At 71.2% G+C, this 24378-nt stretch carries 31 protein-coding genes; 10 read left to right on the forward strand and 21 right to left on the reverse strand.

Going from position 1 to position 24378, the window contains the following annotated elements:
- Nucleotides 1–30: 30 nt before the first annotated feature.
- From J5Y10_RS06780 to J5Y10_RS06805, 6 genes are read right to left on the reverse strand one after another with little or no spacing between them, the layout of a single operon-like run.
- Nucleotides 31–1086 carry an EscU/YscU/HrcU family type III secretion system export apparatus switch protein gene (locus J5Y10_RS06780; RefSeq protein ID WP_209372055.1) on the reverse strand — a complete coding sequence of 352 codons (1056 nt, stop codon included), beginning with the start codon at nucleotides 1084–1086 and terminating at the stop codon, nucleotides 31–33.
- Complete coding sequence (locus tag J5Y10_RS06785; protein WP_209372056.1) at nucleotides 1086–1862, reverse strand: flagellar biosynthetic protein FliR; 777 nt, start codon at nucleotides 1860–1862, stop codon at nucleotides 1086–1088. The genes J5Y10_RS06780 and J5Y10_RS06785 overlap by 1 nt, the downstream gene beginning before the upstream one ends.
- 13 nt (nucleotides 1863–1875) lie before the next feature.
- The gene (gene fliQ, locus J5Y10_RS06790) at nucleotides 1876–2148 is read right to left on the reverse strand and encodes a flagellar biosynthesis protein FliQ (protein ID WP_209372057.1); all 273 of its coding nucleotides are present in this window, start codon (nucleotides 2146–2148) and stop codon (nucleotides 1876–1878) included.
- Nucleotides 2148–2441, reverse strand: a complete 294-nt coding sequence (gene fliE / locus J5Y10_RS06795; protein WP_209372059.1) for a flagellar hook-basal body complex protein FliE — start codon at nucleotides 2439–2441, stop codon at nucleotides 2148–2150. The genes fliQ and fliE overlap by 1 nt, the downstream gene beginning before the upstream one ends.
- Complete coding sequence (gene flgC, locus J5Y10_RS06800) at nucleotides 2441–2848, reverse strand: flagellar basal body rod protein FlgC (protein ID WP_209372061.1); 408 nt, start codon at nucleotides 2846–2848, stop codon at nucleotides 2441–2443. The genes fliE and flgC overlap by 1 nt, the downstream gene beginning before the upstream one ends.
- A 27-nt stretch (nucleotides 2849–2875) precedes the next feature.
- On the reverse strand, nucleotides 2876–3283 hold the full coding sequence (locus tag J5Y10_RS06805; RefSeq protein WP_209372063.1) for a flagellar basal body rod protein FlgB: 408 nt from the start codon (nucleotides 3281–3283) through the stop codon (nucleotides 2876–2878).
- Nucleotides 3284–3377: 94 nt separating this feature from the next.
- On the opposite strand from J5Y10_RS06805, the gene J5Y10_RS06810 reads away from it, so the two are divergent.
- From J5Y10_RS06810 to fliP, 3 genes are read left to right on the forward strand one after another with little or no spacing between them, the layout of a single operon-like run.
- Nucleotides 3378–3635 (forward strand): hypothetical protein, encoded by a 258-nt coding sequence (locus J5Y10_RS06810; RefSeq protein WP_209372065.1) that lies wholly within the window; start codon nucleotides 3378–3380, stop codon nucleotides 3633–3635.
- 21 nt (nucleotides 3636–3656) lie between these two features.
- Nucleotides 3657–3890 carry a flagellar biosynthetic protein FliO gene (locus tag J5Y10_RS06815; protein WP_209372067.1) on the forward strand — a complete coding sequence of 78 codons (234 nt, stop codon included), beginning with the start codon at nucleotides 3657–3659 and terminating at the stop codon, nucleotides 3888–3890.
- An 11-nt stretch (nucleotides 3891–3901) separates the two neighbouring features.
- Nucleotides 3902–4603, forward strand: coding sequence for a flagellar type III secretion system pore protein FliP (fliP, locus tag J5Y10_RS06820; protein ID WP_342452859.1), 702 nt, complete (start codon nucleotides 3902–3904; stop codon nucleotides 4601–4603).
- A 230-nt stretch (nucleotides 4604–4833) separates the two neighbouring features.
- Here the strand turns inward: fliP and speE are convergent, their stop codons facing one another.
- From speE to J5Y10_RS06865, 9 genes are all read right to left on the reverse strand, one after another.
- Complete coding sequence (gene speE, locus J5Y10_RS06825) at nucleotides 4834–5700, reverse strand: polyamine aminopropyltransferase (protein WP_209372068.1); 867 nt, start codon at nucleotides 5698–5700, stop codon at nucleotides 4834–4836.
- Nucleotides 5701–5772: 72 nt separating this feature from the next.
- On the reverse strand, nucleotides 5773–6219 hold the full coding sequence (gene speD / locus J5Y10_RS06830; protein WP_209372069.1) for an adenosylmethionine decarboxylase: 447 nt from the start codon (nucleotides 6217–6219) through the stop codon (nucleotides 5773–5775).
- 157 nt (nucleotides 6220–6376) lie between these two features.
- Nucleotides 6377–9130: a hypothetical protein gene (locus tag J5Y10_RS06835; RefSeq protein WP_209372070.1), complete on the reverse strand. Its 2754-nt coding sequence runs from the start codon at nucleotides 9128–9130 to the stop codon at nucleotides 6377–6379.
- Entirely contained in the window at nucleotides 9130–9696 is a 567-nt protein-coding gene (locus J5Y10_RS06840) for a protein phosphatase CheZ (RefSeq protein ID WP_209372071.1), read from the reverse strand. The genes J5Y10_RS06835 and J5Y10_RS06840 overlap by 1 nt, the downstream gene beginning before the upstream one ends.
- A complete protein-coding gene (locus J5Y10_RS06845; RefSeq protein ID WP_432761251.1) occupies nucleotides 9689–10069 on the reverse strand; it encodes a response regulator in 381 nt (126 codons plus the stop codon). The genes J5Y10_RS06840 and J5Y10_RS06845 overlap by 8 nt, the downstream gene beginning before the upstream one ends.
- Before the next feature lie 16 nt (nucleotides 10070–10085).
- Nucleotides 10086–10715, reverse strand: a complete 630-nt coding sequence (locus J5Y10_RS06850; RefSeq protein ID WP_209372073.1) for a MotE family protein — start codon at nucleotides 10713–10715, stop codon at nucleotides 10086–10088.
- Complete coding sequence (locus J5Y10_RS06855; protein WP_209372074.1) at nucleotides 10715–11131, reverse strand: DUF6468 domain-containing protein; 417 nt, start codon at nucleotides 11129–11131, stop codon at nucleotides 10715–10717. Before J5Y10_RS06855 ends, J5Y10_RS06850 begins: the two co-directional genes overlap by 1 nt.
- Nucleotides 11128–12171 (reverse strand): flagellar motor switch protein FliM, encoded by a 1044-nt coding sequence (gene fliM / locus J5Y10_RS06860; RefSeq protein WP_209372075.1) that lies wholly within the window; start codon nucleotides 12169–12171, stop codon nucleotides 11128–11130. The genes J5Y10_RS06855 and fliM overlap by 4 nt, the downstream gene beginning before the upstream one ends.
- Nucleotides 12168–12698, reverse strand: coding sequence for a flagellar basal body-associated FliL family protein (locus J5Y10_RS06865; RefSeq protein ID WP_209372077.1), 531 nt, complete (start codon nucleotides 12696–12698; stop codon nucleotides 12168–12170). Before J5Y10_RS06865 ends, fliM begins: the two co-directional genes overlap by 4 nt.
- A 171-nt stretch (nucleotides 12699–12869) precedes the next feature.
- Between J5Y10_RS06865 and J5Y10_RS06870 the strand changes: the two genes are divergently transcribed.
- The 4 genes from J5Y10_RS06870 to flgH are packed head-to-tail and all read left to right on the forward strand — an operon-like array spanning nucleotide 12870 to nucleotide 16106.
- The gene (locus J5Y10_RS06870; RefSeq protein ID WP_209372079.1) at nucleotides 12870–13616 is read left to right on the forward strand and encodes a flagellar hook-basal body complex protein; all 747 of its coding nucleotides are present in this window, start codon (nucleotides 12870–12872) and stop codon (nucleotides 13614–13616) included.
- Nucleotides 13617–13639: 23 nt separating this feature from the next.
- On the forward strand, nucleotides 13640–14425 hold the full coding sequence (gene flgG, locus J5Y10_RS06875) for a flagellar basal-body rod protein FlgG (protein WP_209372081.1): 786 nt from the start codon (nucleotides 13640–13642) through the stop codon (nucleotides 14423–14425).
- On the forward strand, nucleotides 14425–15360 hold the full coding sequence (gene flgA, locus J5Y10_RS06880; protein WP_209372083.1) for a flagellar basal body P-ring formation chaperone FlgA: 936 nt from the start codon (nucleotides 14425–14427) through the stop codon (nucleotides 15358–15360). Before flgG ends, flgA begins: the two co-directional genes overlap by 1 nt.
- Complete coding sequence (gene flgH, locus J5Y10_RS06885; protein WP_209372085.1) at nucleotides 15360–16106, forward strand: flagellar basal body L-ring protein FlgH; 747 nt, start codon at nucleotides 15360–15362, stop codon at nucleotides 16104–16106. The genes flgA and flgH overlap by 1 nt, the downstream gene beginning before the upstream one ends.
- A 58-nt stretch (nucleotides 16107–16164) precedes the next feature.
- On the opposite strand, the gene J5Y10_RS06890 is transcribed toward flgH, so the two are convergent.
- Nucleotides 16165–16356, reverse strand: a complete 192-nt coding sequence (locus tag J5Y10_RS06890; protein WP_245214369.1) for a CsbD family protein — start codon at nucleotides 16354–16356, stop codon at nucleotides 16165–16167.
- A 107-nt stretch (nucleotides 16357–16463) separates the two neighbouring features.
- On the opposite strand from J5Y10_RS06890, the gene J5Y10_RS06895 reads away from it, so the two are divergent.
- Nucleotides 16464–17219, forward strand: a complete 756-nt coding sequence (locus J5Y10_RS06895) for an SOS response-associated peptidase (RefSeq protein ID WP_209372087.1) — start codon at nucleotides 16464–16466, stop codon at nucleotides 17217–17219.
- A 185-nt stretch (nucleotides 17220–17404) separates the two neighbouring features.
- On the opposite strand, the gene J5Y10_RS06900 is transcribed toward J5Y10_RS06895, so the two are convergent.
- From J5Y10_RS06900 to J5Y10_RS06910, 3 genes are all read right to left on the reverse strand, one after another.
- Nucleotides 17405–17716 carry a hypothetical protein gene (locus tag J5Y10_RS06900; protein WP_209372089.1) on the reverse strand — a complete coding sequence of 104 codons (312 nt, stop codon included), beginning with the start codon at nucleotides 17714–17716 and terminating at the stop codon, nucleotides 17405–17407.
- Nucleotides 17717–17847: 131 nt separating this feature from the next.
- The gene (gene uraH / locus J5Y10_RS06905) at nucleotides 17848–18195 is read right to left on the reverse strand and encodes a hydroxyisourate hydrolase (RefSeq protein WP_209372091.1); all 348 of its coding nucleotides are present in this window, start codon (nucleotides 18193–18195) and stop codon (nucleotides 17848–17850) included.
- A gap of 5 nt (nucleotides 18196–18200) precedes the next feature.
- Nucleotides 18201–19700, reverse strand: a complete 1500-nt coding sequence (locus tag J5Y10_RS06910; RefSeq protein WP_342452860.1) for a SidA/IucD/PvdA family monooxygenase — start codon at nucleotides 19698–19700, stop codon at nucleotides 18201–18203.
- Between the two features lie 212 nt (nucleotides 19701–19912).
- Here J5Y10_RS06910 and J5Y10_RS06915 point away from each other — a divergent pair, with 212 nt between their 5' ends.
- Nucleotides 19913–21181, forward strand: coding sequence for a M20 family metallo-hydrolase (locus tag J5Y10_RS06915; RefSeq protein ID WP_209372092.1), 1269 nt, complete (start codon nucleotides 19913–19915; stop codon nucleotides 21179–21181).
- A gap of 59 nt (nucleotides 21182–21240) precedes the next feature.
- On the forward strand, nucleotides 21241–21420 hold the full coding sequence (locus tag J5Y10_RS06920) for a hypothetical protein (protein ID WP_209372094.1): 180 nt from the start codon (nucleotides 21241–21243) through the stop codon (nucleotides 21418–21420).
- A gap of 70 nt (nucleotides 21421–21490) precedes the next feature.
- Here the strand turns inward: J5Y10_RS06920 and infC are convergent, their stop codons facing one another.
- Together infC and thrS are read right to left on the reverse strand one after the other, a co-directional pair.
- A complete protein-coding gene (gene infC, locus J5Y10_RS06925; protein ID WP_209372096.1) occupies nucleotides 21491–22015 on the reverse strand; it encodes a translation initiation factor IF-3 in 525 nt (174 codons plus the stop codon).
- A 159-nt stretch (nucleotides 22016–22174) separates the two neighbouring features.
- Nucleotides 22175–24133, reverse strand: coding sequence for a threonine--tRNA ligase (gene thrS, locus J5Y10_RS06930; RefSeq protein ID WP_209372098.1), 1959 nt, complete (start codon nucleotides 24131–24133; stop codon nucleotides 22175–22177).
- Between the last annotated feature and the right edge of the window lie 245 nt (nucleotides 24134–24378).

A 24378-nucleotide genomic window follows, 5' to 3' on the forward strand; every position in this document is an offset into this window, starting at 1 on the left:
GCGGCCGGGGCGCGTCCATCGCCGTCCCCTTCAAGCCTGTCGGCGGGCGCGGGCGCGCCAGACGAAGGCGATAATCTCGGCCACCGCGCCGTAGTGCTCCGCGGGGATCTCGGTCTCCAGCTCCAGCCGGAAGAGGGCGCGGGCCAGCGGAGGGTTGGAGACCAGCGGCACGCCAGCCTCCCTCGCCTTCTCGCGAATGCGCGCGGCGACCTCGTCCGCGCCCTTGGCGAGGATCTTCGGGGCGGCGTTGGAGCCTTCCTCATAGCCGAGGGCGACGGCGTAGTGGGTGGGATTGGTGATGACGACGGCGGCCTTCGGGACGGCGGCCATCATGCGTCGGCGCGCCACCTTCTGGCGGAAGGCCTTCTGCTTCGCCTTCACATGCGGGTCGCCCTCCGAGTCCTTTGCCTCCTCCTTCATGTCCTGGCGGCTCATCCGCAGGCGGCGGAGGTGGCGGAAGCGGACGACGAAGAGGTCGGCGCCGGCGAGGAGCGCGAAGGCGACAAGGGTGCCGGCGACGAGGCGGAGGGCACCATCCGCGATGGTGCCGAGCAGGAGGGCGGCGGGCTGGTGCATCACCGCCTCCAGCAACTCCGGCGCGCCGCCGGCATGCCAGATTGCGCCGCCCACGAGGGCGATCTTCAGCAGGGTCTTCAGGAACTCGACGAGGGATTCGGGGCCGAGGATCCGCTTCAGCCCGGCCAGCGGCGAGAGGCGGGAGAACTGGGGGGCGAGGCCCTTGGCGGAGACGAGGCCGCGGGTCTGCAGGAGGGTGGCGGCGGCGGCGCCGAGGGCGGCCGCGCCGAGGATTGGAAGAAGGAGCGTGGCGGAGGGCAGCAGCACCTCCAGTGCCGCGTGCGGGGTGAGCTCATGCCCGCGCTCCAGGATGCCGCGCAGGGCGCGCAGGAGGTCGCGGCCGAGGGCGGGCATGGCGGTGGCGGCGGCGAGGACGGCGAGGAGCAGGGCGGCGAAGCCGGAGGCCTCCCGCGAGTTCGGGACTTGGCCGTCCTGCCGCGCCTTGTCGAGGCGGCGCGCGCTGGGGGATTCGGTCTTGTCCTCGGCCTCCTCGCCGCCTTCCTCCGCCATCAGCGCAGCCCCGGGAGGTCGGCCCAGCCGGACGCCAGGGCCCCCTGGAAGGTGGCGAGGAGCGGGGGCGCGAGGAGGGCCAGCAACGCGAGGCCGGCGACGATCTGGCCGGGTGCCGCGACGAAGAAGACCTGGATCGACGGCGCCACGCGGGAGACGAGGGCCATCGCGAGGTTGATGGCGACCGCGACCACGACGAAGGGCCCGGCGAGGCGGAGCGCGAGGGACAGCATGGCGGCCCCTGTCGCCGCCATCTCATCCGCCGCGGCACCGGCGGGCCAGGGCGTGCCAAGCGGCATCAAGGAGTAGGATTCCGCGAGGGCACGGAGCGGCAGCGCGTAGAGGCCGGTGGAGAGGACGAGCACCGCCGCGGCGAGGGTGCCGAGGCGGCCGAGGGCGGAGGCGCCGCTGCCGATGCTCGGGTCCTGAGCGAGGATGTTGCCGAGGCCGAGCAACGAGGCGGAGGCCTGGAGCGCGACGGAGAGGGCCATGGCGAGCAGCCGGGCGAGGCCGCCGATCCAGAAGCCGGTGGCGACCTCCAGCGCGATCAGGCGCAGCGTCTCGGCGGCGGTGTCGGGCGCTGCCGGGAGGGTCGGGGCGAGGACGGGGAGCAGCACGGGGACGAGGGCCAGGGCGATGCCGAGGCGCAGCGGCGCGGGGATGTCGGCCTCGCCGAGGCCGGGCAGGATCATCGCGGCGGCGCCCATGCGCGCGAGGACGAGCGCCGCCCCGAAGGCCAGGGCCGGGAGCGCGGCGAGGAAGGCCGCTTCCGTCATGGCCGGCTCCGCCTCAAAGCCCACCCAGCGTGACCATGCGGTCGAAGAGGGTGACGGTCCAGTCGTGCAGCACGCCGACCATGAAGGGGCCCAGCAGCAGCAGCGCGCCGCCGGCGACCGCCAGCTTCGGCAGGAAGGCGAGCGACTGTTCCTGGATCTGTGTCAGGGCCTGCAGGATCGACACGGCGAGGCCGACGACGAGCAGCGCGATCAGCAGCGGCGCGCCGATCTGGAGGGTGATCCAGAGGGAGTCGCGCATGGACTGGGCGACGAGGTCGGTCTCCATCAGATCGGCATTCGCATGATGTCCTGGTAGGCGGAGACCACGCGGTCCCGGACGGCGACGGCAGTCTGCAAGGCGAGTTCCGCCTGGCTCACGGCGAGGACGGTATCGGTGACGCTGACGCTGCCGAGCAGGGCGCCGGTGCTGGCGGCATCGGCCTGGCGGCCGGATTCCACCGCGCCCTCCATCGCGCGCTTGAGGGCGCCGCCGAAGCCTTCCGCGGCGTTGGTGGCGGGGGCTGCGGCAGCGCTGCGGTAGGCGGCGGCCGCGCCGGCGGCACCGATGGGCGCGGGCATCAGCGCAGCGCCTCGATGGCGCGGGTGAGCATGCCGCGCGTGGTTTCCAGCACGGAGAGGTTGGCGCTGTAGCTGCGCTGGGCCTCGCGCATGTCCATTACCTCGATGAGGCTGTCCACGTTCGGGGTCTTCACGTAGCCGGTCGGGTCTGCGGCGGGGTGCGAGGGATCGTAGTGGCGGGGGAACTCGCCGGGCGCCTGCCCAATGCGGTTGACGGCGACGGCGCGGGTGCCGGTCTCGCGGTCCAGGCGATCCGCGAAGGAGACGGTGCGGCGGCGGTAGGGATCGGCGCCCGGGCTCTCGCCGGTGCTGTCGCGGTTGGCGAGGTTTTCCGCTACCACGCGCAGCCGCGTGGACTGCGCGGCCATGCCGGCGGCGGAGATGCGGAGCGCCTTGTCCAGGTCCATGCGGTCTCTCCGTTATGGCGTGGGGTTTCAGCCGTTGCGGCCAAGGGCGGTGCGGAACATGCCGGTCCAACTCTTGTAGAGGCCCATGGCAAGGGCGTGGGCCGAATCGGTGTCGGCGACCTTCAGCGCCTGCTCGTCCAGGCTGATGGCGTTGCCGTTGGGGGAGACTTCCTCGGCCGGGGCGGTGCGGGCGGCGGGGTCGCCGGAGCCGGCAGGGGTCAGGTGCCGGGGATCGGTGCGCGACATGGCGCGGGGGGCGGTGGCGCGGGCGAGGTGTGCAGCGAAGGGCGCGAGGTCGCGGGCGCGGTAGCCGGGGGTGTCCGCATTGGCGATGTTGCGGGACAGAACCTCCTGCCGCCGGTCCAGCCAGCGGAGGCGGGTCTCGGCGAGGTTCATGGGGCTGGTGACGGACGGTGTTTTGCCGGTGATCTCCATGCCGGCATCTTCGGCCGGTGTTCCTAAGGTTCGGTGAACGGGACGGCCGGCGGCGTTAACGGACCGGAAGGGGTTCGGGGGCATCCTCGGCGGCATGACAAGCACGCCGCAAAATGCCGTGCTCGCCGCCGTCGATGAGTTGCACGGCGTGCTGAGCCTCGCCGAGGCCCTTCTCCAGGGGGGACGGGACCTCGATCTGCAAGGGCTGGAGAGAGAGGTGGGCACGCTGTGCGACGCCGCCCTGGCGCTGCCGCGGGAAGAAGGGCGTGCGACGCGGCCGGCGCTGGCGGGGCTGCTGGCGCAGGTCAACGGGCTGCGGTCGCGGATGTCCCGCGCCGGCTCCGGCGCATGAGGGCGAATGGTGGACGGCGGGATGGGGCAGTGGTTAACGGCCGTGGGCGCGCTGGCGCTGGTGCTAGGGCTGCTGTGGCTGGCGGCGCGGCTGGCGCGGCGGGGCGGGCTGGCGGTGGCGGGGCCGAGGCGGCTGCGGGTGGTGGAGGTGACAGCGATCGATTCGCGGCGGCGGGCAGTCATCCTGCGCGTGGACGGGCGGGAGGCGCTGGTCGTGACGGGAGGGCCGCAGGACAGCTTCCTTGGCTGGCTCTGATCGTCGGGGCGTTGCTGCTGGTGCCGGGCGTGGCGCTGGGGCAATCCGTGTCGCTGGATCTCGGCGGGTCGGGTTCCGGCAGCACGGCGCGGCTGGTGCAGCTGACGGCGCTGATCGGGCTGCTCTCGCTGGCCCCTTCCCTGCTGGTGATGGCGACAGCTTTTGCGCGAATCGTGATCGTGCTCTCGCTGCTGCGGAGCGCGATCGGGGCGCAGGGGACTCCGCCGAACCCCGTGCTGATCGGACTTGCGCTGTTCCTGACGTTTTTCGTGATGCAGCCGGTGGTGGAGGCGAGCTGGACGCAGGGGTTGCAGCCGATGTTGGCCGGGCAGATGGCGGAGCTGGACGGGCTGGCGGCCTCGGCGGAGCCGTTCCGCAAGTTCATGACGGCGAATGCGCGGGAGACGGACCTGGCGCTGTTCCTGGATCTGGCTGGGCTGCCGGCGCAGGCCGCGGCGGATCAGGCGCCTTGGCGCGCGCTGGTGCCGGCCTTCATGGTGAGCGAGTTGAAGCGGGGGTTCGAGATCGGGTTCCTGATGTTCCTGCCGTTCCTCGTCATCGATCTTGTCGCGGCGTCGCTGCTGATGTCGCTGGGCATGATGATGCTGCCGCCGAGCGTGGTGGCGCTACCGTTCAAGATCATCTTCTTCGTGATGGTGGACGGGTGGCGGCTGGTGTCGGCGAGCCTGGTGCAGGGCTTCGCCGGAAACTGAGAACGGCCGCCATGCCCCCGCGCCCCCAATCCGTCACCGCACGCCCGTCATCGTCCTGATGACCGGGCGGGCGACGGCCAAACCGGGGGGCCGGTGGAGCATGGCGGCCGAAGAGAGAAACGGCCGCCGCGGCCCCGTGTTCCCAATCCGTCACCGCGCGCCTGTTGAGGCGGGCGACGGGCAAACGGGGAACCGGTGGAGCGCGGCGGCCGTAACCGCAAGTCCCTGCCCTAGCTGGGCAGGTGCTTCGCGATGTACGGGGGCAGGTTGAAGGAGCCCACGTGGATCTCCGGCGTCCAGTAGCCGGTCTTGCCGAGGATGCCGGCCGTCTCGGCGCGCGCACGGATCTCGCCAGCGCCAAGCTTGCGCATCGACGCGTCTTTCGCGGCCCAGCCGAGGGTCATGTAGCCGCCGACATAGGTGGGGACGGCGGCGACATAGGCTGAGATGTCCGGGAAGGCCTTTCCGCGGCGGATCGAGGTCTCGGCTAGTTCGTCGGCCTGCATGGCAGGCACGCCGCACTGGTTCACGATCAGGCCACGATCCGAGAGCAGACGCGCGGCGTTGGCGTAGAACTCGTCCGTGAAGAGGACCTCGCCGACGCCGATCGGGTCGGTGCTGTCCACGATCACGACATCGAAGGAGCCGTCGGCGGCCTTGCGGACGTAGTCGATGCCGTCGGCGACAAGGACTTCCGCGCGCGGGTCGTTCCAGGCATCGCCAGCGACGCCGGGCAGGAACTCCTTCGCCAGGCGGATCACCTCGCCGTCGATCTCGACCATGACGGCCTTTTCGACATTCTTGTGCTCCAGCACGCGGCGGAGGACGCCGCCGTCGCCGGCACCGATGATGAGGACGCGCTTCGCGTCGCCATGGGCGAGCAGCGGCACGTGCGTCAGCATCTCCTGGTAAACGAACTCGTCCATCTCGGTGATCTGGACGACGCCGTCGAGCAGCATGACGCGGCCATGCGTCTCGGATTCGAAGACCATGATGTCCTGGAAGTCGGACTTCACGCGGGCGAGCTCACGCGCGACGCGGAAGCGCTGGCCCCAGGCCTCGTAGAGTGTCTCGTTCACCCAGGAGTCGGTCGTCATCGAAGGTCTCCGGACAGAAGAAGGGGGCGGACCCTAGGGCCCGCCCCCGGTCTCGTGCGTGACGTTCTGGTGTCAGGCCTGCATGCCGCGGCGGTGTTCCGCCAGCTGCACGCGCTCCGGCAGGAAGCCGCGCTTCAGCACGGGGATCGCGAGATACGGATCGCAGACGCCGCAGACAAAGATGTCGAGCGCGGCGTAGGACTTCTCGGGCCAGGTGTGGATCGAGACGTGGCTCTCCGCGAGCACGAGCACGCCGCTCACTCCGCCATTCGGCTGGAAGTGGTGGAAGTGGCCGTGCAGGATCGTGGCGCCGGTCTCGATCGCAGCCTCGCGCAGCACCTCATCGATGTGCGCGGGATCGTCGAGGTTCGTGGCACCCCAGAGATCAATAATCAGGTGAGTCCCGGCGAAGCGAACGCCGTTCTTCTCGACGAAGTAATCCTTCGCCTCTTCAGTGAACTGGGCTTCGCTCGGGCTTGCATCCGAGACCATCCCCAGCGGAGCAACGTGAAAGTCCATTTGGGCCCCCATTCCTCGACCGGCAGATGACCAGGACGATCGGAAATTCGATCAGGTCAACGCCGGCGCATATGAGGCACGCGGCCCCCTATCGCAAGTGAAATCGAGAAATTCCGGCCGAAAAAAACGCGGCTCCCCCCCGCGTTCGGCGCGTGGCTTACCTTGAAGAAGCCGCTGCGGTCCGGAAGGCCTCCAGCCTCTCCGGAAATCCCCGGAAAAGGTCCAGTTCACGCTGGAGCCTTGGCAGGTCCGAGAGGCCGCGCAGCGGATCGGCGGTCAGCAGGCCGACGGCGTCGGCGAGGGCGCCGGTGCCGAGCTTCGGCAGCCATGTCGCGCGGATCGCGGCGAGACGGGGCGGATCGCCGGCCAGGGCGGCGAAGGCGGTTGCGCGGAGAAGATCGGGGGCCGTCGATGGGTCCTCAGGCCTGGCGGCCGCCAGGGCGAGGAGGGCGTCCGAGGCACCGGGCCAGTCCTGGCGCTCGGACAACAGGTTCGCGAGCGCGGGCAGGCCGGGGGTACCCAGGCCGCGCAGAACGGCCAACGCTTCCTCCGCCGAGCCCTGGGCTGTCTTCGCGCGGGCGAGGAGAAGGCCGTGCTCGACGGCTTGCCCGGGGGTCGGCGGCGCCTTCTCGATCGTGGCGACGGCGCCGGGCGCGTCACCCGCAGCGAGGCGGAGGGCGGCGAGCCGGAGCGCGAGGGCCGGGCGCGCCTCGCCCGGGGCGCGGTCAACGGCCTGGGCGGCGAGGGCGGCGGCGCGGTCGGGCAGCTCCATCGCGCCGAGACGCTCGGCAAGGGCCAGGAGGGCATCGGCTCCACGCGCGCCTGCTGGCAGGAGGGCGGTGTTCGCCTCGACGAGGGCGGCCGCGAGGGTGGGCGGTTCCCCGGCCATGACCTGCAGCAGCGCGGCCTCCTGTAAGGGGCGGAGCTGCTCGAGGCGGTCGGGATAGGTCTCGGCCGTCTCCTTCAGCAGGTCCAGGGCGCCGCGGCCGTCCCCGGCGGTCTGGCGAAGGGCAGCGATGCGGAGGCGGGTGCCGAACTCCTCCAAGTCGCCGCGCCAGGCGAAGAGCGATGCCTCCAGCGACGCGGCCGCGGCGGCAGGGGTGATGGCGCCACCGGCGAGGCGGATCTCCGCCTGTCGGCGAAGGGCCTGGGCGCGGGCGAGGCGGTCGCGGCCTTCGGCGATTCGGGACAGCCGGTCCAGGGCCTCTTCCGTGCGGCCTTCGGCCTCGGCGAGGCGAGCGGTGGCGAGGGCGAGATCCGGGCGCTCGCCGGCGGCGCGCAGCAGGCGGCGGCCGGCGGGAAGGTCGCCGCTCTCCAGCAGGGAATTCGCGGCGAGCGGGAGCAGGCGGGCACGGAGCGGCTCGGGATAGGCGAGGAGAAGGGGCAAGGTGGCGGCGAAGTCCGGTGCGGCGGCCGAGGCCTCACCGGCCGAGGCGGCGAGCGCGGCGCGCCACAGGGCCACCTCATCATTGGCGGGCAGGGTCGTACCGCGGAGGGCCTGGGCCTCTCCGGCGCGGCCGGCGAGCAGGGCAGCGGCAGCATGGACGAGGAGACTGCGGGCGTCGGTGGATGAGCGCGGGTCCTCCTGGAAAGCCAGGCGCATCATGGACTGGGCCTCCTGGGCGAGGCCGAGGGCCAGGAGGCCTTCGGCGGCGGCACGGCGCAGAGGGAGGCGGGCCAGGGGCGGCGCGGCGGCAAGGCTCGCGGCCTGGGCGCGCAGCCTTTCCTGGGACGGGCCGGGCTGGAGGGCGGGCAGGTCCATGAGGCGTGTCATGGTGCCCGCCTCGGCGGTGAGATCGGGAAGGGTGGCGCCGGTGGCGCCGGAAAGGACGAAGCGGTCCCCGGCGCGGCGGAGGGCGACGGAATCGGCGCGCGCGAGGGCGGCTATTCCGAGTTGCGTGGGAATCAGGTCCGTCTGCGCGAGGCTGCGCGCCAGCGGCACCGCCTGGCCGGGCTCGCGCACCGTGCCCAGGAGGAGAGGCAGGCCCGTCTCGGGGTCCAGCACGGGCACGGGGCGGCCGGGCGCGGCGGCGCGGAGCACGACGCGGCCCTCCTCCGGCTCGGCCAGAATGGAGCGTTCCCGCCGGGCGGCGGAGACGGGGGTGATGAGCCACAGGCCGTCCTGGCGCCGCGCCGCGAGGCCAGCAGGGGCGGCCATGGGGAGGGTGAGGAGGGTGGCCTCGGGAAGACGCTGCACGCGGAGGCCGGCGAAGACCGGATCATCCCGCAGCGGCGACGGGTCGAGCGGGTGGGGCCCGTCCAGCACCAGCAGCAGCAGCTCTCCGCGGCGCAGGATGGCGAGGCCGGCCGCCTCGGTGCCGGGGAGCAGCAGTGCGCGGCCGCCCTCGGCAGCAACGGTCCGGAGCGGAAGGCCTGCCGGGACCTCCGGCGCGACGGGTGCCGGCGCGGCGGAGGGGGCGGCGGGTCCTGCGGGCGCAGGTGGCGGCGGCGCCGGGGCCGTGGCCAGGCGCGGCGGGGCGGGCTCCGGCATCGCGAGCCGGGCGGGAGGCAGGGCGGCTGAGGGCTGGGGCGTGGCGATCCGCGCGGGAGGGGGTTGGGACGTGGCGGCGTCCAGCACGTCGAGCACGAGGCGGTTGCCGAGCCGATAGTGGCGCAGGCGGGTACCGGGGCGGGTGCGGAGGCGCAGGCCCTCCCCCGTGGCTTCCAGCGTGGTCACGTTGCGCGGGGGCCGGCGGGCGGCGGCGAGGTCCGCCTCCAGCCCCGGGGTGAGGTGGAGGAGGGCGCCGTCCGGCCCTTCCTCCACCCGATAGGCGACGTTCGGCGCGGCGAGGTCCAGCACGATGCGGCCGTGGCCGGGATGGCTGCCGACCCGCACCGCCACCCGCTCCGCCAGAGCGGGGGCGGTGAGGAGCAGCGGGCCGCACAGTGCGAGGAATGCCGCGCCGCGCATCAATCGAAGCTCGCCAGCAGCGCGTCGATCTCCGCCTGGGAGGAGGCGGCGGCGGTGGACTGCGGTCCGTTGGCCAGTCGCTCGCCCTCCGTCCGTGCCGGGGCGTGGCGGGCCGGAAGCGCGTCCGATCGGGCGAAGCGTCCCGTGGTCTCCCGCACCCGGTGCTCGATCTGCTTCAGCGCGTTCACCACCTTTCCGATCCGCTGGCCCGTAATGTCCTGGAAGGCGCAGGCCTCGTAAATGCGGGTGACGCAGGTGGCGACCGTGTCCGCCGCCTCGGCGTCGAGCTTCGGCTGGAGGTTCTCCAGCGTCTCGCAAACGTCGAGGATCTCGTTCGCGGCGTTGGCGGTGGACTTCACCACCTCGTCCAGCTCGTCGGTGGCGGCGGGGAGGTGCGTGGCGTCCACGTTCTCCACGCGCATCGCCGCGATCTCCTCCTTCGCGGCGGCGACCATGCGGCCGAGCGATTCGAGCTCGGCCAGCAGTGCGGTCTCGGTGCGGTTCAGGTTGGACATGACCTGGAGGGCGATCTCCGGGCGCACCATGTCGGCGGCGGACTCAGGCATGGGCCATCACCTTCTCGATCTTGTCGCGCAGCGTCTCCGCGTTGAAGGGCTTGACGATGTAGTTCGAGACGCCGGCGGCGCGGGCGGCGACCACGTTCTCCGTCTTGCTCTCGGCGGTGATCATGATGAAGGGGGTGGATTTCAGCCGGGCGTCGGCCCGCACCTCCTTCAGCAGGTCGAGCCCCGTCATCGGCTCCATGTTCCAGTCGGAGATGACGAGGCCGAAATTGCCGGCGCGGAGCTTGGAGAGGGCCTCCTGCCCGTCCGTCGCCTCCTCGACGTTGTTGAAGTCGAGTTGCTTCAAGAGGTTCCGGATGATGCGCAGCATCGTCTTGTAGTCGTCGACGATCAGCACGTTGGTGTTCTTGTCCATCGGCATCGCTCTCCTTTCAATCCGTCCTGTTGTCGGCCGCGCGGAGCCTGGCGAGCTCCGCCGTCAGCGTGCGGGCCCGATCCGGGCGCATGGCGCCGAGGATCGGGGCGGTCTTCGCTTCCCGCATCCGATGGACGATCTGTACGAGCACAGAGATTTCCAAATCGTCGAAAACGGTGGCGGCATCGCGCGGGCGCATCGATTCATAGGTCTTCACCAGGCCGCGCCAGCCGGCCTCCTCGCGCTCCCCCCTGCCCCGCTCCAGCGCCTCCAGGCGGGACTTCAGGGCGGCCATCTCGTCGAGGCGTGCGGTCAAACGGCGCTCGGCGGCGGCGAGGACGGCCTCGCGTGCGGCGATGGCGGCCTCGCGGGCCTCCATCTGCGTGCGGCGCTCCCGCAGGTTGCCGAGGAGGTCGCGCTCGGCCTGGTCCACGGGATTGGCGGGCGGAGGTGTCGGCGCAGGCGGGGGAGCGGCGGGCTTCGCAGGCGCGGGTGGCGGGGAGGAGGCGACGGCGCTGGCGACCAGAAGCCCCTCCCCCGGCGCTGCCTGCCAGAGGGAGCCTGCCTTCACCAGAGCGAGGCCGGCACAGGCGACGAGGATGGCCGGGACCAGTCGCGGGTGCGGGATGCGCGGGAGCGGGGGCATCAGCGGGCCATCCGAAGGGCGCGGAGCAGGTCGCGCTCGGCCTGGCTTCGGGGGGCGGCTTCCTCCGCCGCCGGGATCGGGGCGTGTGCTGGCACAGCGGGCGGGCGGCCCTGGCGGATGAGGGTGTCCAGGCGGTCGGCGAGGCTTTCCGCGCGCTCGACGAGGAAGCGCAGGTCGTCGCGCAGCGATTCGGCGCTGGCGGACTGGCGGGCGCCGGTCTCCAGCGCGACGCGCAGGCCGGAGAGGGTGGACCCGGCCTCGCGCGCGGCGAGTTCGAAGCCGCGGGTGCCCTCGGCCATCGCGGCGCGGTCCTGGCACAGGGCGGAAAGGCCGCGTTCAAGCCGAAGAATGAAAGGCAGCGCGGCGAGCAGGAGCAGCAGCAGGGTGCCCTGCACGCACCATTCGAGCGCGGTCATGCCGCCTCCTCCGTTCCCGCGCGCTTCAGCTCGCGCTCGATCCGCACGGCCAGGCGGTTCTCGCGACGGCCGAGCATGGCCTCGAAGAGGGGGACCTCGCCGCAGCGGAGGCGCACGGGGGCGCCGGGGCCGACATTGAGGGTGATGCGGTCGCCGGGCTTGAGGTTGACGACCGTGGAGAGCGGCAGCGGCTGCTCGTCCAGCACCACGTCGAGGGCGACGTCGGTGTGGCGCAGCTCGTCCGCGAGGTGGTTCTCCCAGATGGAGTCGCGGCCGAACTTCTCGCCCATGAACTGCTGCAGGAGGAGCTCGCGGACGGGTTCCAGCGTGGCGTAGGGGAGGAGCAGCTCCACCTTGCCGCCGCGGTCCTCCATCTCAACGCGGAGCTTCACGAGGATGCAGGCGTTGGAGAGGCGGGAGATGGCGGCGAAGCGGGGGTTCACCTCCAGCCGCTCGAACTGGAACTCCACGGGACAAAGGGGGTCGAAGGCGGCGGAGACGTCGCGCAGGATGACGGTGATGAGGCGCTCCACCAGCGTGCGCTCGATGGTGGTGTATGGGCGGCCCTCGATGCGCATGGCGGCCGTGCCGCGGCGGCCGCCGAGCAGCACGTCCACGACGGAGTAGATCATGGCGGAGTCGACGACCATCAGGCCGTAGTTGTCCCATTCGCGCGCCTTGGTGACGGCGAGCATGGCGGGGAGCGGGATGGAGTTGAGGTAGTCGCCGAAGCGGAGGGAGGTGATGCCGTCGATCGACACCTCCACGTTGTCGGAGGTGAAGTTGCGGAGCGTCGTGCTCATCAGCCGCACGAGGCGGTCGAAGACGATCTCGAGCATCGGCAGGCGCTCGTAGGAGACGAGGCCGCTGCCGATGATGCGCTCGATGGCGGATTTCGAGTCGTCGACCCGCTCGCTGTCGAAGCCGAGGAGGCTGTCGATCTCGGCCTGGTTCAGGACGCGGGCGGAATCGGCGCTGGCGGGGGCTTCCTCCTCCAGCGAGGCGCCCCAGGCGGCGGCGAGGTCGTCCTCCTCACTCACTGGACGATCATCTCGATGAAGAGGACGTCCTGGATTTTGGCGGCGCTGGCCGCGAGGGAGGCGCGGTTCCGCAGTTCCTCCCGCAGGCGATAGGTGCCCTGGCTGCCGCGCAGCTCCTCCGGCCGCATCTCCCGCAGGTAGGTCTGGAAGAGATCGAGCAGGCGGGGCATGGCGGCCTGGACGGCCGCGGCATCGGCCTCGGAGGCGAGTTCCAGCTTCGCCTTCAGGCGGATGAAGGTGGCGCGGCGGCCGGTGACGTTGAGGTTGGTCAGCACCTCCGGCAGGTCGAGGAAGACGGGGGGCCTGGCGGCTTGCTGCGGGAGTGCGGGGGCGCCGTGTCCGGCAGGGGCGGCGGCGTGCTCCTCTCCGTGCTCGGCGGCCTTGCCGAAGGGGAGGAGGCCGCTGAACCAGAGGCCGGCGCCGGCGCCGCCGAGCAGCAGTGGCAGGGCGAGGAGGACCAGCTTCTTCCTGCCGCCCTTCTTCGGGGCCGCCGCTCCGTCCGCCGAGAGTGCCGCCGCATGGGCCATAGGGTCGGGTGCTTCCTGCCGTTCCGATGGGGCGAGTGTGGTGGGGACGGGTTAACGGAGCGTTGCCGGGCGGCAGGTTTTGCCGGTTCGCGGGGGATGGGCGCGGGCAACGCTTTGGTAAGCATCCCCGGGCATGCTCCCGGTCCGGACGGCAAGAGGCTAGCGGCGCGGATGGACAATCCTGGCTACATCGCCCTCTCGCGGCTGGTGGCGCAGAACCGCGCGGTGGACGTGCTGGCGCACAACATGGCGAATGCGGAGACGCCGGGGTTCCGCGCGTCGCGGCCGGTATTTACCGCCTATCTGGAGCGGCAGCGCGAGGCGGCGGCGGTGCCGGGCGGCGAGAGCGCGTACTTCACGCAGGACCGGGCGACCTGGCGCGAGGAGGCGCCGGGGCCGGTGCAGACGACAGGGAATCCGCTGGACGTCGCTATCTCCGGCGCGGGCTTCTTCGCGGTGCAGACGCCGCGCGGGGAGCGCTACACGCGGGCGGGCCGGTTCTCGCTGGGGCCGGAGGGGACGGTGGTGGACATGGAGGGGAACGCGCTGCTGGGCGCGGGCGGAAACCCGCTGCAGATGGCGCCGGGCGACACGCGGCTGGTGATCCGGGGCGACGGCACGCTGCGGAGCGAGAACGGCGAGATCGGGCGGATCCGGGTGGTGCGCTTCGAGGATGGGCAGGACCTGGTGGCGGAGGGGAGCCGGCTTCTCGCCGCGTCACCTGGGCAGGCGCCGGAGCCCGTGGAGCGGCCGGCGCTGGTGCAGGGTGCGGTGGAGGGCAGCAACGTGCAGCCGGTGTCGGAGCTGACGCGGCTGACGGCGGAGATGCGGGAATTTCAGTTCATGGCGCAGTTCGCGGAGAAGGAGGGCGATCGGCTTTCCGGTGCCGTGGAGCGCATCCTGCGGAAGCGAAGCTGATGCGGGTGGGAGGGGTTTAGGCGATGCGCGCGCTCTGGACGGCCGGCACGGGCATGATGGCCCAGCAGACGAATGTCGAGGTCATCTCCAACAACATCGCGAACATGAGCACGACGGGATTCAAGCGCCGGCGGGCGGAGTTCCAGGACCTGATGTACCAGAACATGCGGCGGGTGGGGTCGCAGTCGTCGGACACGGGGACGACACTGCCCTCCGGCGCGCAGGTGGGGTTGGGGGTGCGGACAGCGGGTGTGTACCGCATCCACGAGCAGGGCAGCCTGCAGCAGACGGAGAACAAGTTCGACATTGCCATCCGCGGCAACGGGATGTTGCAGGTGCAGCTGCCCTCCGGCGAGACGGCCTATACGCGGGACGGGACATTGGGGCTTTCGCCGGAGGGGACGATCGTGACGGCGGAGGGGTATCCGGTGATGCCGGGCGTCACCATTCCCGCCAATGCGACGGATGTGACGATCAACGGGAACGGCGAGGTGCTGGTGAAGCTGGCCGGGCAGACGGCGACGCAGAATATCGGGCAGTTCCAGCTGGCGATCTTCGCGAACGAGGGCGGGTTGGAGGCGGTGGGGGACAACCTGCTGCTGGCCTCGGCCTCATCCGGCGCGCCGCAGCAGGGGGCGCCGGGAGCGCCGGGATTCGGGAACATCATGCAGGGGTTCATCGAGACCTCGAACGTGAACGTGGTGCAGGAGATCACGAGCCTGATCACGGCTCAGCGCGCCTATGAGATGAACAGCAAGGTGATCACGGCGAGCGACGAGATGCTCAGCACCATTGCGCGGCTGAAGTGATGCGGGCGCTGCTGCTGGCCGCCGCGCTGCTGCTGCCGGGGGTGGCGCGGGCGGATCTCGCGGTGTTGCGGCCGTTGGCGGTGGTGGAGGATTCGGTGATCCGGCTCTCCGACCTGTTCGACGGGGCGGGGGCGAATGAGGGGCGCGTGGTCGGGCCGGCGCCGGCGCCGGGGCGACGGATCGTGGTGGAGTCGGCGCAGCTTCTGGCCATCGCGCGGGGAAGCGGCGTGGTGTGGCGACCGCTGACGGCGGCGGACACGGTGGTGGTGGAGCGTCCCGGGCGTGCCGTGCCACGGGACGAGGTGATGGACCTGCTGCGCGGCGTGCTCGGCCGGATGGGGTTGGATCCGCTCGCGGAGTTGGAGCTTCCGGGATTCCAGTCGCCGATGGTGCCGCTGGCGGCCTTCGTCCAGCTGGCGCTGGAGCAGACAGTGTTCGAGGCGGCGACGAACCGGTTTGCTGGCACGCTGGTGGTGGTTGCGGAGGGGATGCCGACGCTGCGGGTGCGGCTGGCAGGGCGGGCGGTGTCGACGGCGGCGGTGGTGGTGGCGACGCGGCGGCTGGGCTTGGGCGAGGTGGTGGCGCCCGGCGACCTGCGGCTGGTGCGGCAGCGGGTGGAGCGGGTGCGCGCGGGGCTGGCGAGCGATCCCGGGCAGGTGGTGGGCAAGGCGCTGCGCCGGCCGATGGGTGAGGGCGTGGGGTTCGCGCTGGCGGACCTCTCGGCGCCGCCGGTGATCGAGAAGAACGCGGTGGTGACGATGCTGGTGGAGGGTCCGGGAATGAGCATGAGCGCGCAGGGACGGGCCATGGCGCCGGCGGCGCGGGGCGAGACGGTGCCGGTGATGAACCTCTCCTCCCGCACCGTCGTGGAAGCCGAGGCGATCGGGCCGGGCCGGGTGCGCGTGGCCTTTGGCAGCGTGCCGGTGGGCCGCTGATGCGGGCCGTGGCGAAGGGCTCGGCGCTGCTGGCGGTGCTACTGCTGGCGGGGTGCGGGACGGCGGAGCGGCTGGCGCGGATCGGGCACGCGCCGGAGATGGCGCCGATCGCCGATCCGACGCGGAATCCGGATTACCGGCCGATTTCGATGCCGATGCCGGCGCCGCAGGATTCGCGCAACCTGGTGGCGAACAGCCTGTGGCGGCCGGGGAGCCGGACCTTTCTGCGGGACCAGCGGGCGGCGGCGGTGGGCGATCTGATCACGGTGCTCGTCTCGATTAACGACAACGCGGCGCTGTCGAACAGCACGGGGCGGAGCCGCGACAACTCGGAGAACATGGGGATCCCGCGACTGCTGGGGCTGGACGCATCCTATGCGCGGTTCCTGCCGAACGGGATCGATCCGTCGAAGCTGCTTGAGGCGTCCTCGGCGAATTCCTCGGTCGGTAAGGGAGAGATCCGGCGGACGGAGGCGGTGACGATGCGCGTCGCGGCGACGGTGACGCAGGTGCTGCCGAACGGAAATCTCGTGGTGAGCGGGCGGCAGCAGGTGCGGGTGAACCAGGAGATGCGGGATCTGAGCATCGCGGGGATCATCCGGCCGCAGGACATTGCCAGCGACAACACCGTGCAGCACGACCGCCTTGCGGAGGCGAGGATCGCCTATGGCGGGCGGGGAACGGTGAGCGACGTGCAGGCGCCGCGCTACGGACAGCAGGTGCTGGACGCGATCCTGCCCTTCTGAACGGAAGAAGGGCGGGGGCCTGCCGGCCGCCCGCCCTTCCCTTCCGATCCGCGGTGGATCAGGCCTTGTCGGCGGCGTCCCGCACCGCGTCCTTCACGCCGCCAGCGGCATTCTGAACCTTGCCTTCGGCGCGCTTGGCAGCGCCCTCGGCCTCCATCTTCTTGTCGCCGACGGCGGCACCCAGGTTCTCCTTGATGGCGCCCCCGGCCTGCTTCAGGGAACCCTCGACGCGGTCCTTGTCGATCGCCATGGCGTTGTCTCCTTGCCGTGTTGCTCTGGGTTAAGAACGTGGGCGGTTGGGCGCGGTTGCCCCCCTGCCCCGGCGTGGTGGATGACGGATTGCAACGGAGGGGCGCGATGTGCGGACGGTATTTTCTCCAGCGGAACCCGACGGGGCTGCGGGACTATTTCGCCGTGCCGGACGCGGCAGCGCTGCCGAACTTCGCGCCGAACTGGAATGTCGCGCCGACGCAGGACGGGGTCGTGCTGCGGCGGAATCCGGAGACGGGGCAGCGCCAGATGGACCTGCTGCGCTGGGGACTGGTGCCCCACTGGGCGAAGGATGCGAAGGACGGGGCGCGGCTGATCAATGCGAGGGCGGACGGGGTGGCGGAGAAGCCTTCCTTCCGCGACGCCTTCGCGAAGCGGCGCTGCCTGGTGCCGGCGGATGGGTTCTACGAGTGGCTCTCACCGAAGGAGGCGCAGGGGACGGCGAAGACCCGGGACCCGAAGCAGCCCTTCGCGGTGGCCCTGGCGAGAGGGGAGCCGATGGCGCTTGCGGGGATCTGGGAGGGATGGAAGGACCCGGAGGGGCACTGGCTGCGGACCTATTCCATCATCACCACGGAAGCGAATCCGAAGCAGGCGCCCCTGCACCACCGGATGCCGGTGATCCTGCCCAGGGAGGCCTGGGGGGGCTGGCTAGGGGAGGAGGAGGCCTCGGTGGAGACCCTGCTGGGGCTGCTGCGGCCCTGCCCGCCGGAGTGGCTGGCCTGCTGGCCGGTGAGCAAGCGGGCGAACAAGGTGTCGGAGAACGATGCGACGCTGATCCTGCGCGACCGGGAGGTATCGGCACCGCCGGGGCTGGATGACCCCTCCCCCTACGGGGGGTGAGGGTCCGAAGGTCGCCAGGCCTGTCCCGTGCGTGCTGCCATCCCCGGCGGTGTTGTGGCGGGGATCAGGCCGGCCGCCAGGGGTTGCGCGGGCGGCTGAGGGTTGGAGGGACAGCCGACCGTTGCGGCGGGCTTTTCCGGCCGGGTTGCGGCCGCGCCCGAAAGGCGCGGCCGCGTCCGCTCGGCTCAGTAGCGGGTCCGCTGGTCCGTGCTGGAGGGGAGCGGGGCGCCGCGCATCGGCTCCGTGCCGATATCCGGGACGGTGCTGCTGCGGTTGACGGCGCCGCTGCTGCCGGAGGACAGCGGGGCGCCGCGCATCGGCTCCGTGGTGATCGCCGGGGCAGGGCCGGAGACGGGCGCCTGGGAGCCGACCGGCAGCGGGGCGCCGCGCATCGGCTCGGTGGTCGGCGCAGGGGGCGGGACGGCGTTGGCGCAGGCGGCGAGGGTGGCGAGCGCGGCGATGGCCGTGACCCGCAGGAGCGCGCGTGAGTGGTGCATTGGGGGGGCTTCCCTGTGTTGTCCAGCGCCAGCTCGATCGCAGGCGCTGCGGTCAGCCTAGCTGATGTGCGGCGGGGTTCTTGTATGATTCGGGCGCATTTCCCCCAATTAATGACCGATCTTTAATGAAATCAGCTGCCCCGGTAGGTCGAGTAGGACCAGGGGGAGAGGAGAAGGGGTACGTGGTAGTGCCCCTGTCCTTCCCGCAGGCCGACGTTCAGGACCACCGTGCCGAGATAGCCGGGGTCGGCTCCGCGGGCGGCGAAGTAGGGGCCGGCCTCGAAGCGAAGCTCGTAGCGGCCGGGGGCGAAGGTCTCGGGGGGAAGGAGCGGGGCGTCGGTGCGGCCATCGGCGTTGGTGATCGTGCGGACCAGCCGCCGCGGTTCGGGCTCCATGCGCCAGAGCTCGATCGCCATGCCCTCGGCAGGGATGCCGGCGGCGGTGTCGAGGACGTGGGTGGAGAGGGCGGAGGGCTTCATGTCCGTCACTCCGCCACCAGGGCCGTTGCGGCGCCGGGAAGCTCCTGGGGGATGTCGCTCGTCAGCTCGGGCTCGTCATAGGTTAGGAGGTCCTGGAGGTGGAATTCGGCGTCTTCCTGCCAAAGGCGGCGGCAGATGCCGTCCACGAGGCGCGTGGCGCCGTACTTCATGCCGGAGATGCTGGCGCCGGAGAGACCCATCGAGGCGGTGGAGCCGTAGTTGATGATGTGGATGTGGTGCAGGAAGGGTGCGGCGCCCGGGGTCTTCTCGCGCAGGGAGAAGTCGTCGCGCAGGTAGGGGCAGGCGCCCAGGGCCGGGAATTCCAGGCCCTTGGGCGGGGTATAGGCATCGCGCCAGAGAAGGACGTGTGCCGCGAAAGGAGCGAGTTCCGGGCGGAGGGAGAGGTCGAAGGCGGTGCCGGTGCCGACGATGACGTGGTCGGTGCGGTGCTCCGCCCGGGGGGTGGTCACGACGACCTCGGCGCCCTCCTCCCGCACGGCGGTGACTGGGCTGCCCATGTGCAGCTCGAAGCGCGGGTCCTCGGCCACGCGGTTCCAGGATTCCTGCGGCGGCGGTTGGTTGAGGGCGAAGATGTGCTGCATAAAGCGCCAGCGCAGGGCGTCCGGCAGGCTGTAGAGCTGGCCGAGGAAGCCGGACTGCTCCATCCAGCGGAAGGGATTCACGCGCGGCATCTGGCGGCGGCGGACGAGCATGGTGGCGTGGGCGGCGCCGGCTTCCAGCGCGGTGGCGAGGTTGTCGAAGGCGGAGGCGCCGGCGCCGACGACGAGGATGCGCTTCCCCATCAGCGCCTCGAAGTTCACATGGCCGGAGGTGTGGGAGACGCGGGCGGGCGGCAGCGTGTCGAAGGGCGCCGGGATGGACCAGCCGCCCATGCCGTCCATCCCCGTGGCGAGGACGAGCTTGCGGGCGCGGATCACCGTCTCGCCCCCCGGGGTGGAGAAGGTGAGTTCGAGGGGCGCGCGGGCCTCGGTGCGGCCGATCCGCAGCAGGCGGTGGCCGTGGGCGACGGGGAGGTTCAGCGTTTCCTCCAGCCAGTCCAGGTAGCGCTGCCAGTCCACGCGGCCGATCTTGTGCAGGTTCTCCCAGGCGGCCTCGCCGTCCCGCGCCGTGAAGAAGGCGCGCGGCGTCAGGGCGGGGATGCCGAGGTCGGGGCCGGTGACGTGCTTCGGCGTGCGGAGGGTCCGCATGCGGGCGAAGGTGGTCCAGACGCCGGTGCCGCCCTTGGGCGCGGCGTCGAAGACCCGGACGCGCTGCACCCTTTCGCGCAGGAGGCCGTGGGCGGTGGCGAGGCCGGTCTGGCCGGCGCCGATGATGGCGACATCCAGCACGCCCTCGCCGCGCGAGGGGACCCAGGGGTGGCGGGGGTAGTCGAGGAGGCCGAGCTGGCGGCGGACCTCGGACGCGAGGGCGGCGAGGGCTTCGGGGCCGGGCGCGGGTCCGCCCATGGGCTGGGGCGCGGTCTGGGCTGGCTTGGCGTCCGGCATGGCGGCTCCCGGAGGGATCTTCTGGGGGTTTTTCTGGGTCGCGGAGCGATCCCGGCTCGGCACCGGGGTTTGCAACGGCTTAGCACGTGGCGTGCCGCCTTGCGGCAAGGACTGGGTTACCGTGCCTCTCGCGAAATCGGTGGGGCGGCGGGTTGATCTTAGGGGGGACGGCGCCGCAAATGCCGGGCGTCCCCTGCCATGGAAGGTTCCCGATGAGCGCCAGCACCGCCCCCAACCTGATCGCGGCCGTGAGTGAGGCCCGGCAATGGGACCGGCTGATGGAATTGGCGAAGCTCGGCGCCATCACCGGCACGGACGGGTCGCCGGGGGTGAACCGGGCCTGCCTGACCCCGCTGGACCGGGAGGCGCGGCGGCTGGTGATCTCCTGGGCGGAGGGGCTGGGCCTGGCCGTTTCGGTGGACGAGATCGGCAACCTGTTCCTGCGGCATGAGGGAACGGATCCGGCGGCTGCCCCGGTGCTGACGGGCAGCCACATGGACACCCAGCCCAATGGCGGGCGCTTCGACGGAATCTGGGGCGTGATCGCGGCGCTGGAGGCGGTGCAGGCGATCCGCGAGGCGGGCGTGCAGACCGTGCGGCCGATCGAGGTGGTGGCCTGGACGAACGAGGAGGGCGGGCGCTTCGCGCCGGGCTGCATGGGGAGCATGGCCTATGCGCACTACAAGCCCGCCACGGCCTGGGACGCGGTGGCGGACCATGAGGGGGTGACCTTCCGCCAGGCGCTGGACGAGCACCGCAAGGCGGAGGCGGACCTCTCCCACCGTCCGCTGGGGGGCAAGCCCTTCGCTTATCTGGAGGCGCATATCGAGCAGGGGCCGCGGCTGGAGGCCGAGGGGAAGGATATCGGCGTCGTCACGGGGATCCAGGGGAGCCGCTGGTTCATCGTGGAGGTGCGGGGGGAGACGGCGCATGCCGGGACCTCCCCCGTCTCCACCCGGCGGGACGCGGTGCAGGACATGGTGCGGGCGATCAACGCGCTGAACGCGCTGATGACGGACCCGACGGACGTGCTGCGCTTCACGGTGGGGCAGATCGAGGTGATGCCGAACACCTCCAACACGGTGGCCGACGTGGCGCGCTTCACCATCGACTTCCGGCACCCTGACAAGGAGCTGCTGATCGCCAATGGCGACGCGATCGAGCCGACGATCCGCAGCGCGGTGAAGAGCTGCGACGTGACGGTGACGGAGCGGTTCCACGCGCTGCCCGTGGAGTTCGACCCGCTGGTGACGGATGCGGTGCAGGCGGCCGCCGACGCGCAGGGGCTGGCATCCCTGGCGCTGCCGAGCGGGGCCTTCCACGACGCGCAGTTCATGGTGCCGCTCTGCCCGACGGGGATGATCTTCGTGCCCTGCCGCAAGGGGGTGAGCCACAACCCGGCGGAGTATTCCACGCCGGGGCAGCTGGCGGCGGGGGCGCGGGTGCTGGCGGCGGCGCTGGTGGACCTGGCGAACCGCTGAGGCATCTTGCGGGTCCCCGGGCCGTTGGACCGGGATCGGTGGAAGAGAGGATCTGGTCCATGAGCCGCATCGGGCTTCTTGTGGCGAGCGCGGCGCTGCTGGTGCTCTCGGCCTGCGGGCCGGTGGTGGCAGACCGGACGAATGAGGGGACGAACCCGCTGCGCCGGGACCCGAGCACCAGCCGCCTGCTGAACGAGACGCCGACGACGATCGACAGCAACCGCGGCGCGCCGCTCTGAGCGGTGAGCATGAAAAAGCCGGCGGCCCTGTGGGGGCGCCGGCTTTTCGGGCGGCCTGAAGGAGGGCGGCCTACTTCGGTGCGAGCACCATGATCATCTGGCGGTTTTCCAGCCGGGGCATGGATTCCACCTTCACGGCCTCCGCCATCTCGTTGCGGATGCGCTCCAGCACCTTGGCGCCGAGGTCCTGGTGGGCCATCTCGCGCCCGCGGAAGCGCAGGGTGACCTTCACCTTGTCGCCTTCCTCGATGAAGCTCTTCATCTGCCGCATCTTCACTTCGTAGTCGTGGTCGTCGATATTCGGACGGACCTTGATCTCCTTGATCTCCACGACCTTCTGGCGCTTGCGCGCCTCGTTCGCCTTCTTCTGCTGCTCGTACTTGAACTTGCCGAAGTCGGTGATCTTGCAGACGGGCGGATCAGCGTTCGGGCTGATCTCCAGCAGGTCCAGACCAACCTCATAGGCACGGGCCAGCGCGTCGCGCGCGGTCATCACGCCGATCATCTCGCCGTCCTGATCGATCAGCCGGACCTGGGGCGAGCGAATCTCCTCGTTTACCCGCGGTCCGTCGCGGGTCGGGAGGCTGTTGGGCATTGGGCCTCGGGCCAGGGGTAGTCTCCTGTTGTGGTGTAGGGATGGAGTTATGGTGCGCGGCGGCGGCGTCTGCAACCGTCGCGCAGAGAGGTCAAGCCGGTTTTTGCGACCGGCGGGGCGGGAGCGGGCTTGTTACGCGCCCGCACCCGTGGCCGAAGCCTAGGCTTCGGCCGTGGTCGCGAAGCTGCCGGCACGGTCCGGCGGGGCGGATTCCGCGACCAGGCGGGCGATGGCCTCCGCCAGGGGCAGGGTTTCCTGCTCGCGGCCGGGGAGACGGCGGAGGACAAGGTTGCGCTCCTCGGCCTCGCGCCGGCCGACGACGGCCAGGATCGGGACGCGGGCCTCGATGTGCTCGGCGATCTTGCGGTTGATCTTCTCGTTCCGGATGTCGGTGCTGGCGGCGATGCCGGCGGCGCGCAGGGCCTCGGCCACCTCCTCGGCATAGGGGGCGGCATCGTCCACGATGCTGGCGACGACCACCTGGACGGGGGCGAGCCAGAGGGGGAAGCGGCCGGCATGCTCCTCGATGAGGATGCCGAGGAAGCGCTCGAAGCTGCCGAGGATGGCGCGGTGCAGCATGACCGGGCGGTGCTTGGCGCCGTCCTCGCCGACGTACTCGGCGTCCAGGCGCTCCGGCAGGACGAAGTCGACCTGGAGGGTGCCGCACTGCCAGTCGCGGCCGATGGCGTCGCGCAGGACGAACTCAAGCTTGGGGCCGTAGAAGGCGCCCTCCCCCGGGTTCAGTTCATATTCCACGCCGGCGGTGGCGCAGGCTTCCCGCAGGGCGCCCTCGGCGCGGTCCCAGGTCTGGTCGGTGCCAGCGCGCTTCTCCGGGCGGTCGCTGAACTTCACGCGGAAGCTCTCGAAGCCGAAGTCGCGGTAGATGGAGGAGAGGAGCGCGACGAAGCGGACCGTCTCCGAGGCGATCTGGTCCTCGGTGCAGAAGATATGGGCGTCGTCCTGCGTGAAGGCGCGGACGCGCATGATGCCGTGCAGGGCGCCGCTGGGCTCGTAGCGGTGGCAGGCGCCGAATTCGGCCATGCGGAGGGGAAGCTGGCGGTAGCTGCGGATGCCCTGGTTGAAGATCTGCACGTGGCAGGGGCAGTTCATGGGCTTCAGGGCGAGAACGCGGTCCTTCTCGGACTCGTCCTCCACCGTGGCGATGAACATGCTCTCCCGGAACTTTTCCCAGTGGCCGGACTCGATCCAGAGCTTGCGGTCCACGAGCTGGGGGGTGCGGACCTCGTCGTAGCCGGAGGCGTCCAGGCGGCGGCGCATGTAGTCCTCCACCGTGCGGTAGAGGCGCCAGCCCTTGGGATGCCAGAAGATGCTGCCCGTGGCCTCTTCCTGCAGGTGGAAGAGGTCCATCTCCTTGCCGATGCGGCGGTGGTCGCGCTTCTCCGCCTCCTCCAGCATGGTGAGGTGGGCTTCGAGTTCCTTCGCGTCGCGCCAGGCGGTGCCGTAGATGCGGGAGAGGACGGGGTTGCGGTGGTCGCCGCGCCAGTAGGCGCCGGCGACCTTCTGCAGCTTGAAGGCGGCGCCGATGTCGCCCGTGCCGCGCATGTGCGGGCCGCGGCAGAGGTCCAGCCAATCGCCCTGGCGGTAGATGCTGATCGTCTCGCTCTCGGGCAGGTCGCGGATCAGCTCGGCCTTGAAGCGCTCGCCACGGCTCTCGAAGAAGGCGATGGCCTCCTCGCGCGGCCATTCCTCGCGCTCGAACTTCGCGTTGCGCGCGATGATCTCCCGCATCTTGGCCTCGATGGCCGGGAAGTCCTCGGGCGTGAAGGGCTCGTTGCGGGCGAAGTCGTAGTAGAAGCCGTTCTCGATGGCCGGGCCGATCGTGACCTGGGTGCCGGGGAAGAGTTCCTGCACGGCCTCCGCGAGCACGTGGGCGGCGTCGTGGCGGATCATCCCGAGGGCCTCGGGGTCCTTGCGGGTGATGAAGCGGAGGCGTGCATCGGCCTCAATGGGGACTGAGAGGTCCTTGAGGGCGCCGTTCACCTCCATGGCCAGGGCGGCCTTGGCGAGGCCGGGGCCGATGGACGCGGCCACGGTGGTGCCCGTGACAGGACCGTCGAAGGATCGAACGGAACCGTCGGGCAGCGTGATCGCGGGCATGGGGGTGGCTTGGCCTGACCTGTAGGGAAATGGGGTCGGGAGAGGTGGCACCGCCCTTCCCCGGGGTCAAGCGCGCCGCGGGCGGGGCTGGGGTGCCGACCGGACCGGGGAATGTCCGTGCCCAGCACGCGGCGTCGGTGGCGGCCATCCGACGCAGGTGAGTTTAATGCCAATATTGATTCGAAATCGAAATCAAATCATCCTCGCCCGGGCGTTCCGGGTAGCGCCGGACGGAGCTTCGGAGA

Origin of the sequence: Roseomonas indoligenes (assembly GCF_017813365.1) — a bacterium.
Classification (GTDB): Bacteria; Pseudomonadota; Alphaproteobacteria; order Acetobacterales; family Acetobacteraceae; genus Roseomonas; species Roseomonas indoligenes.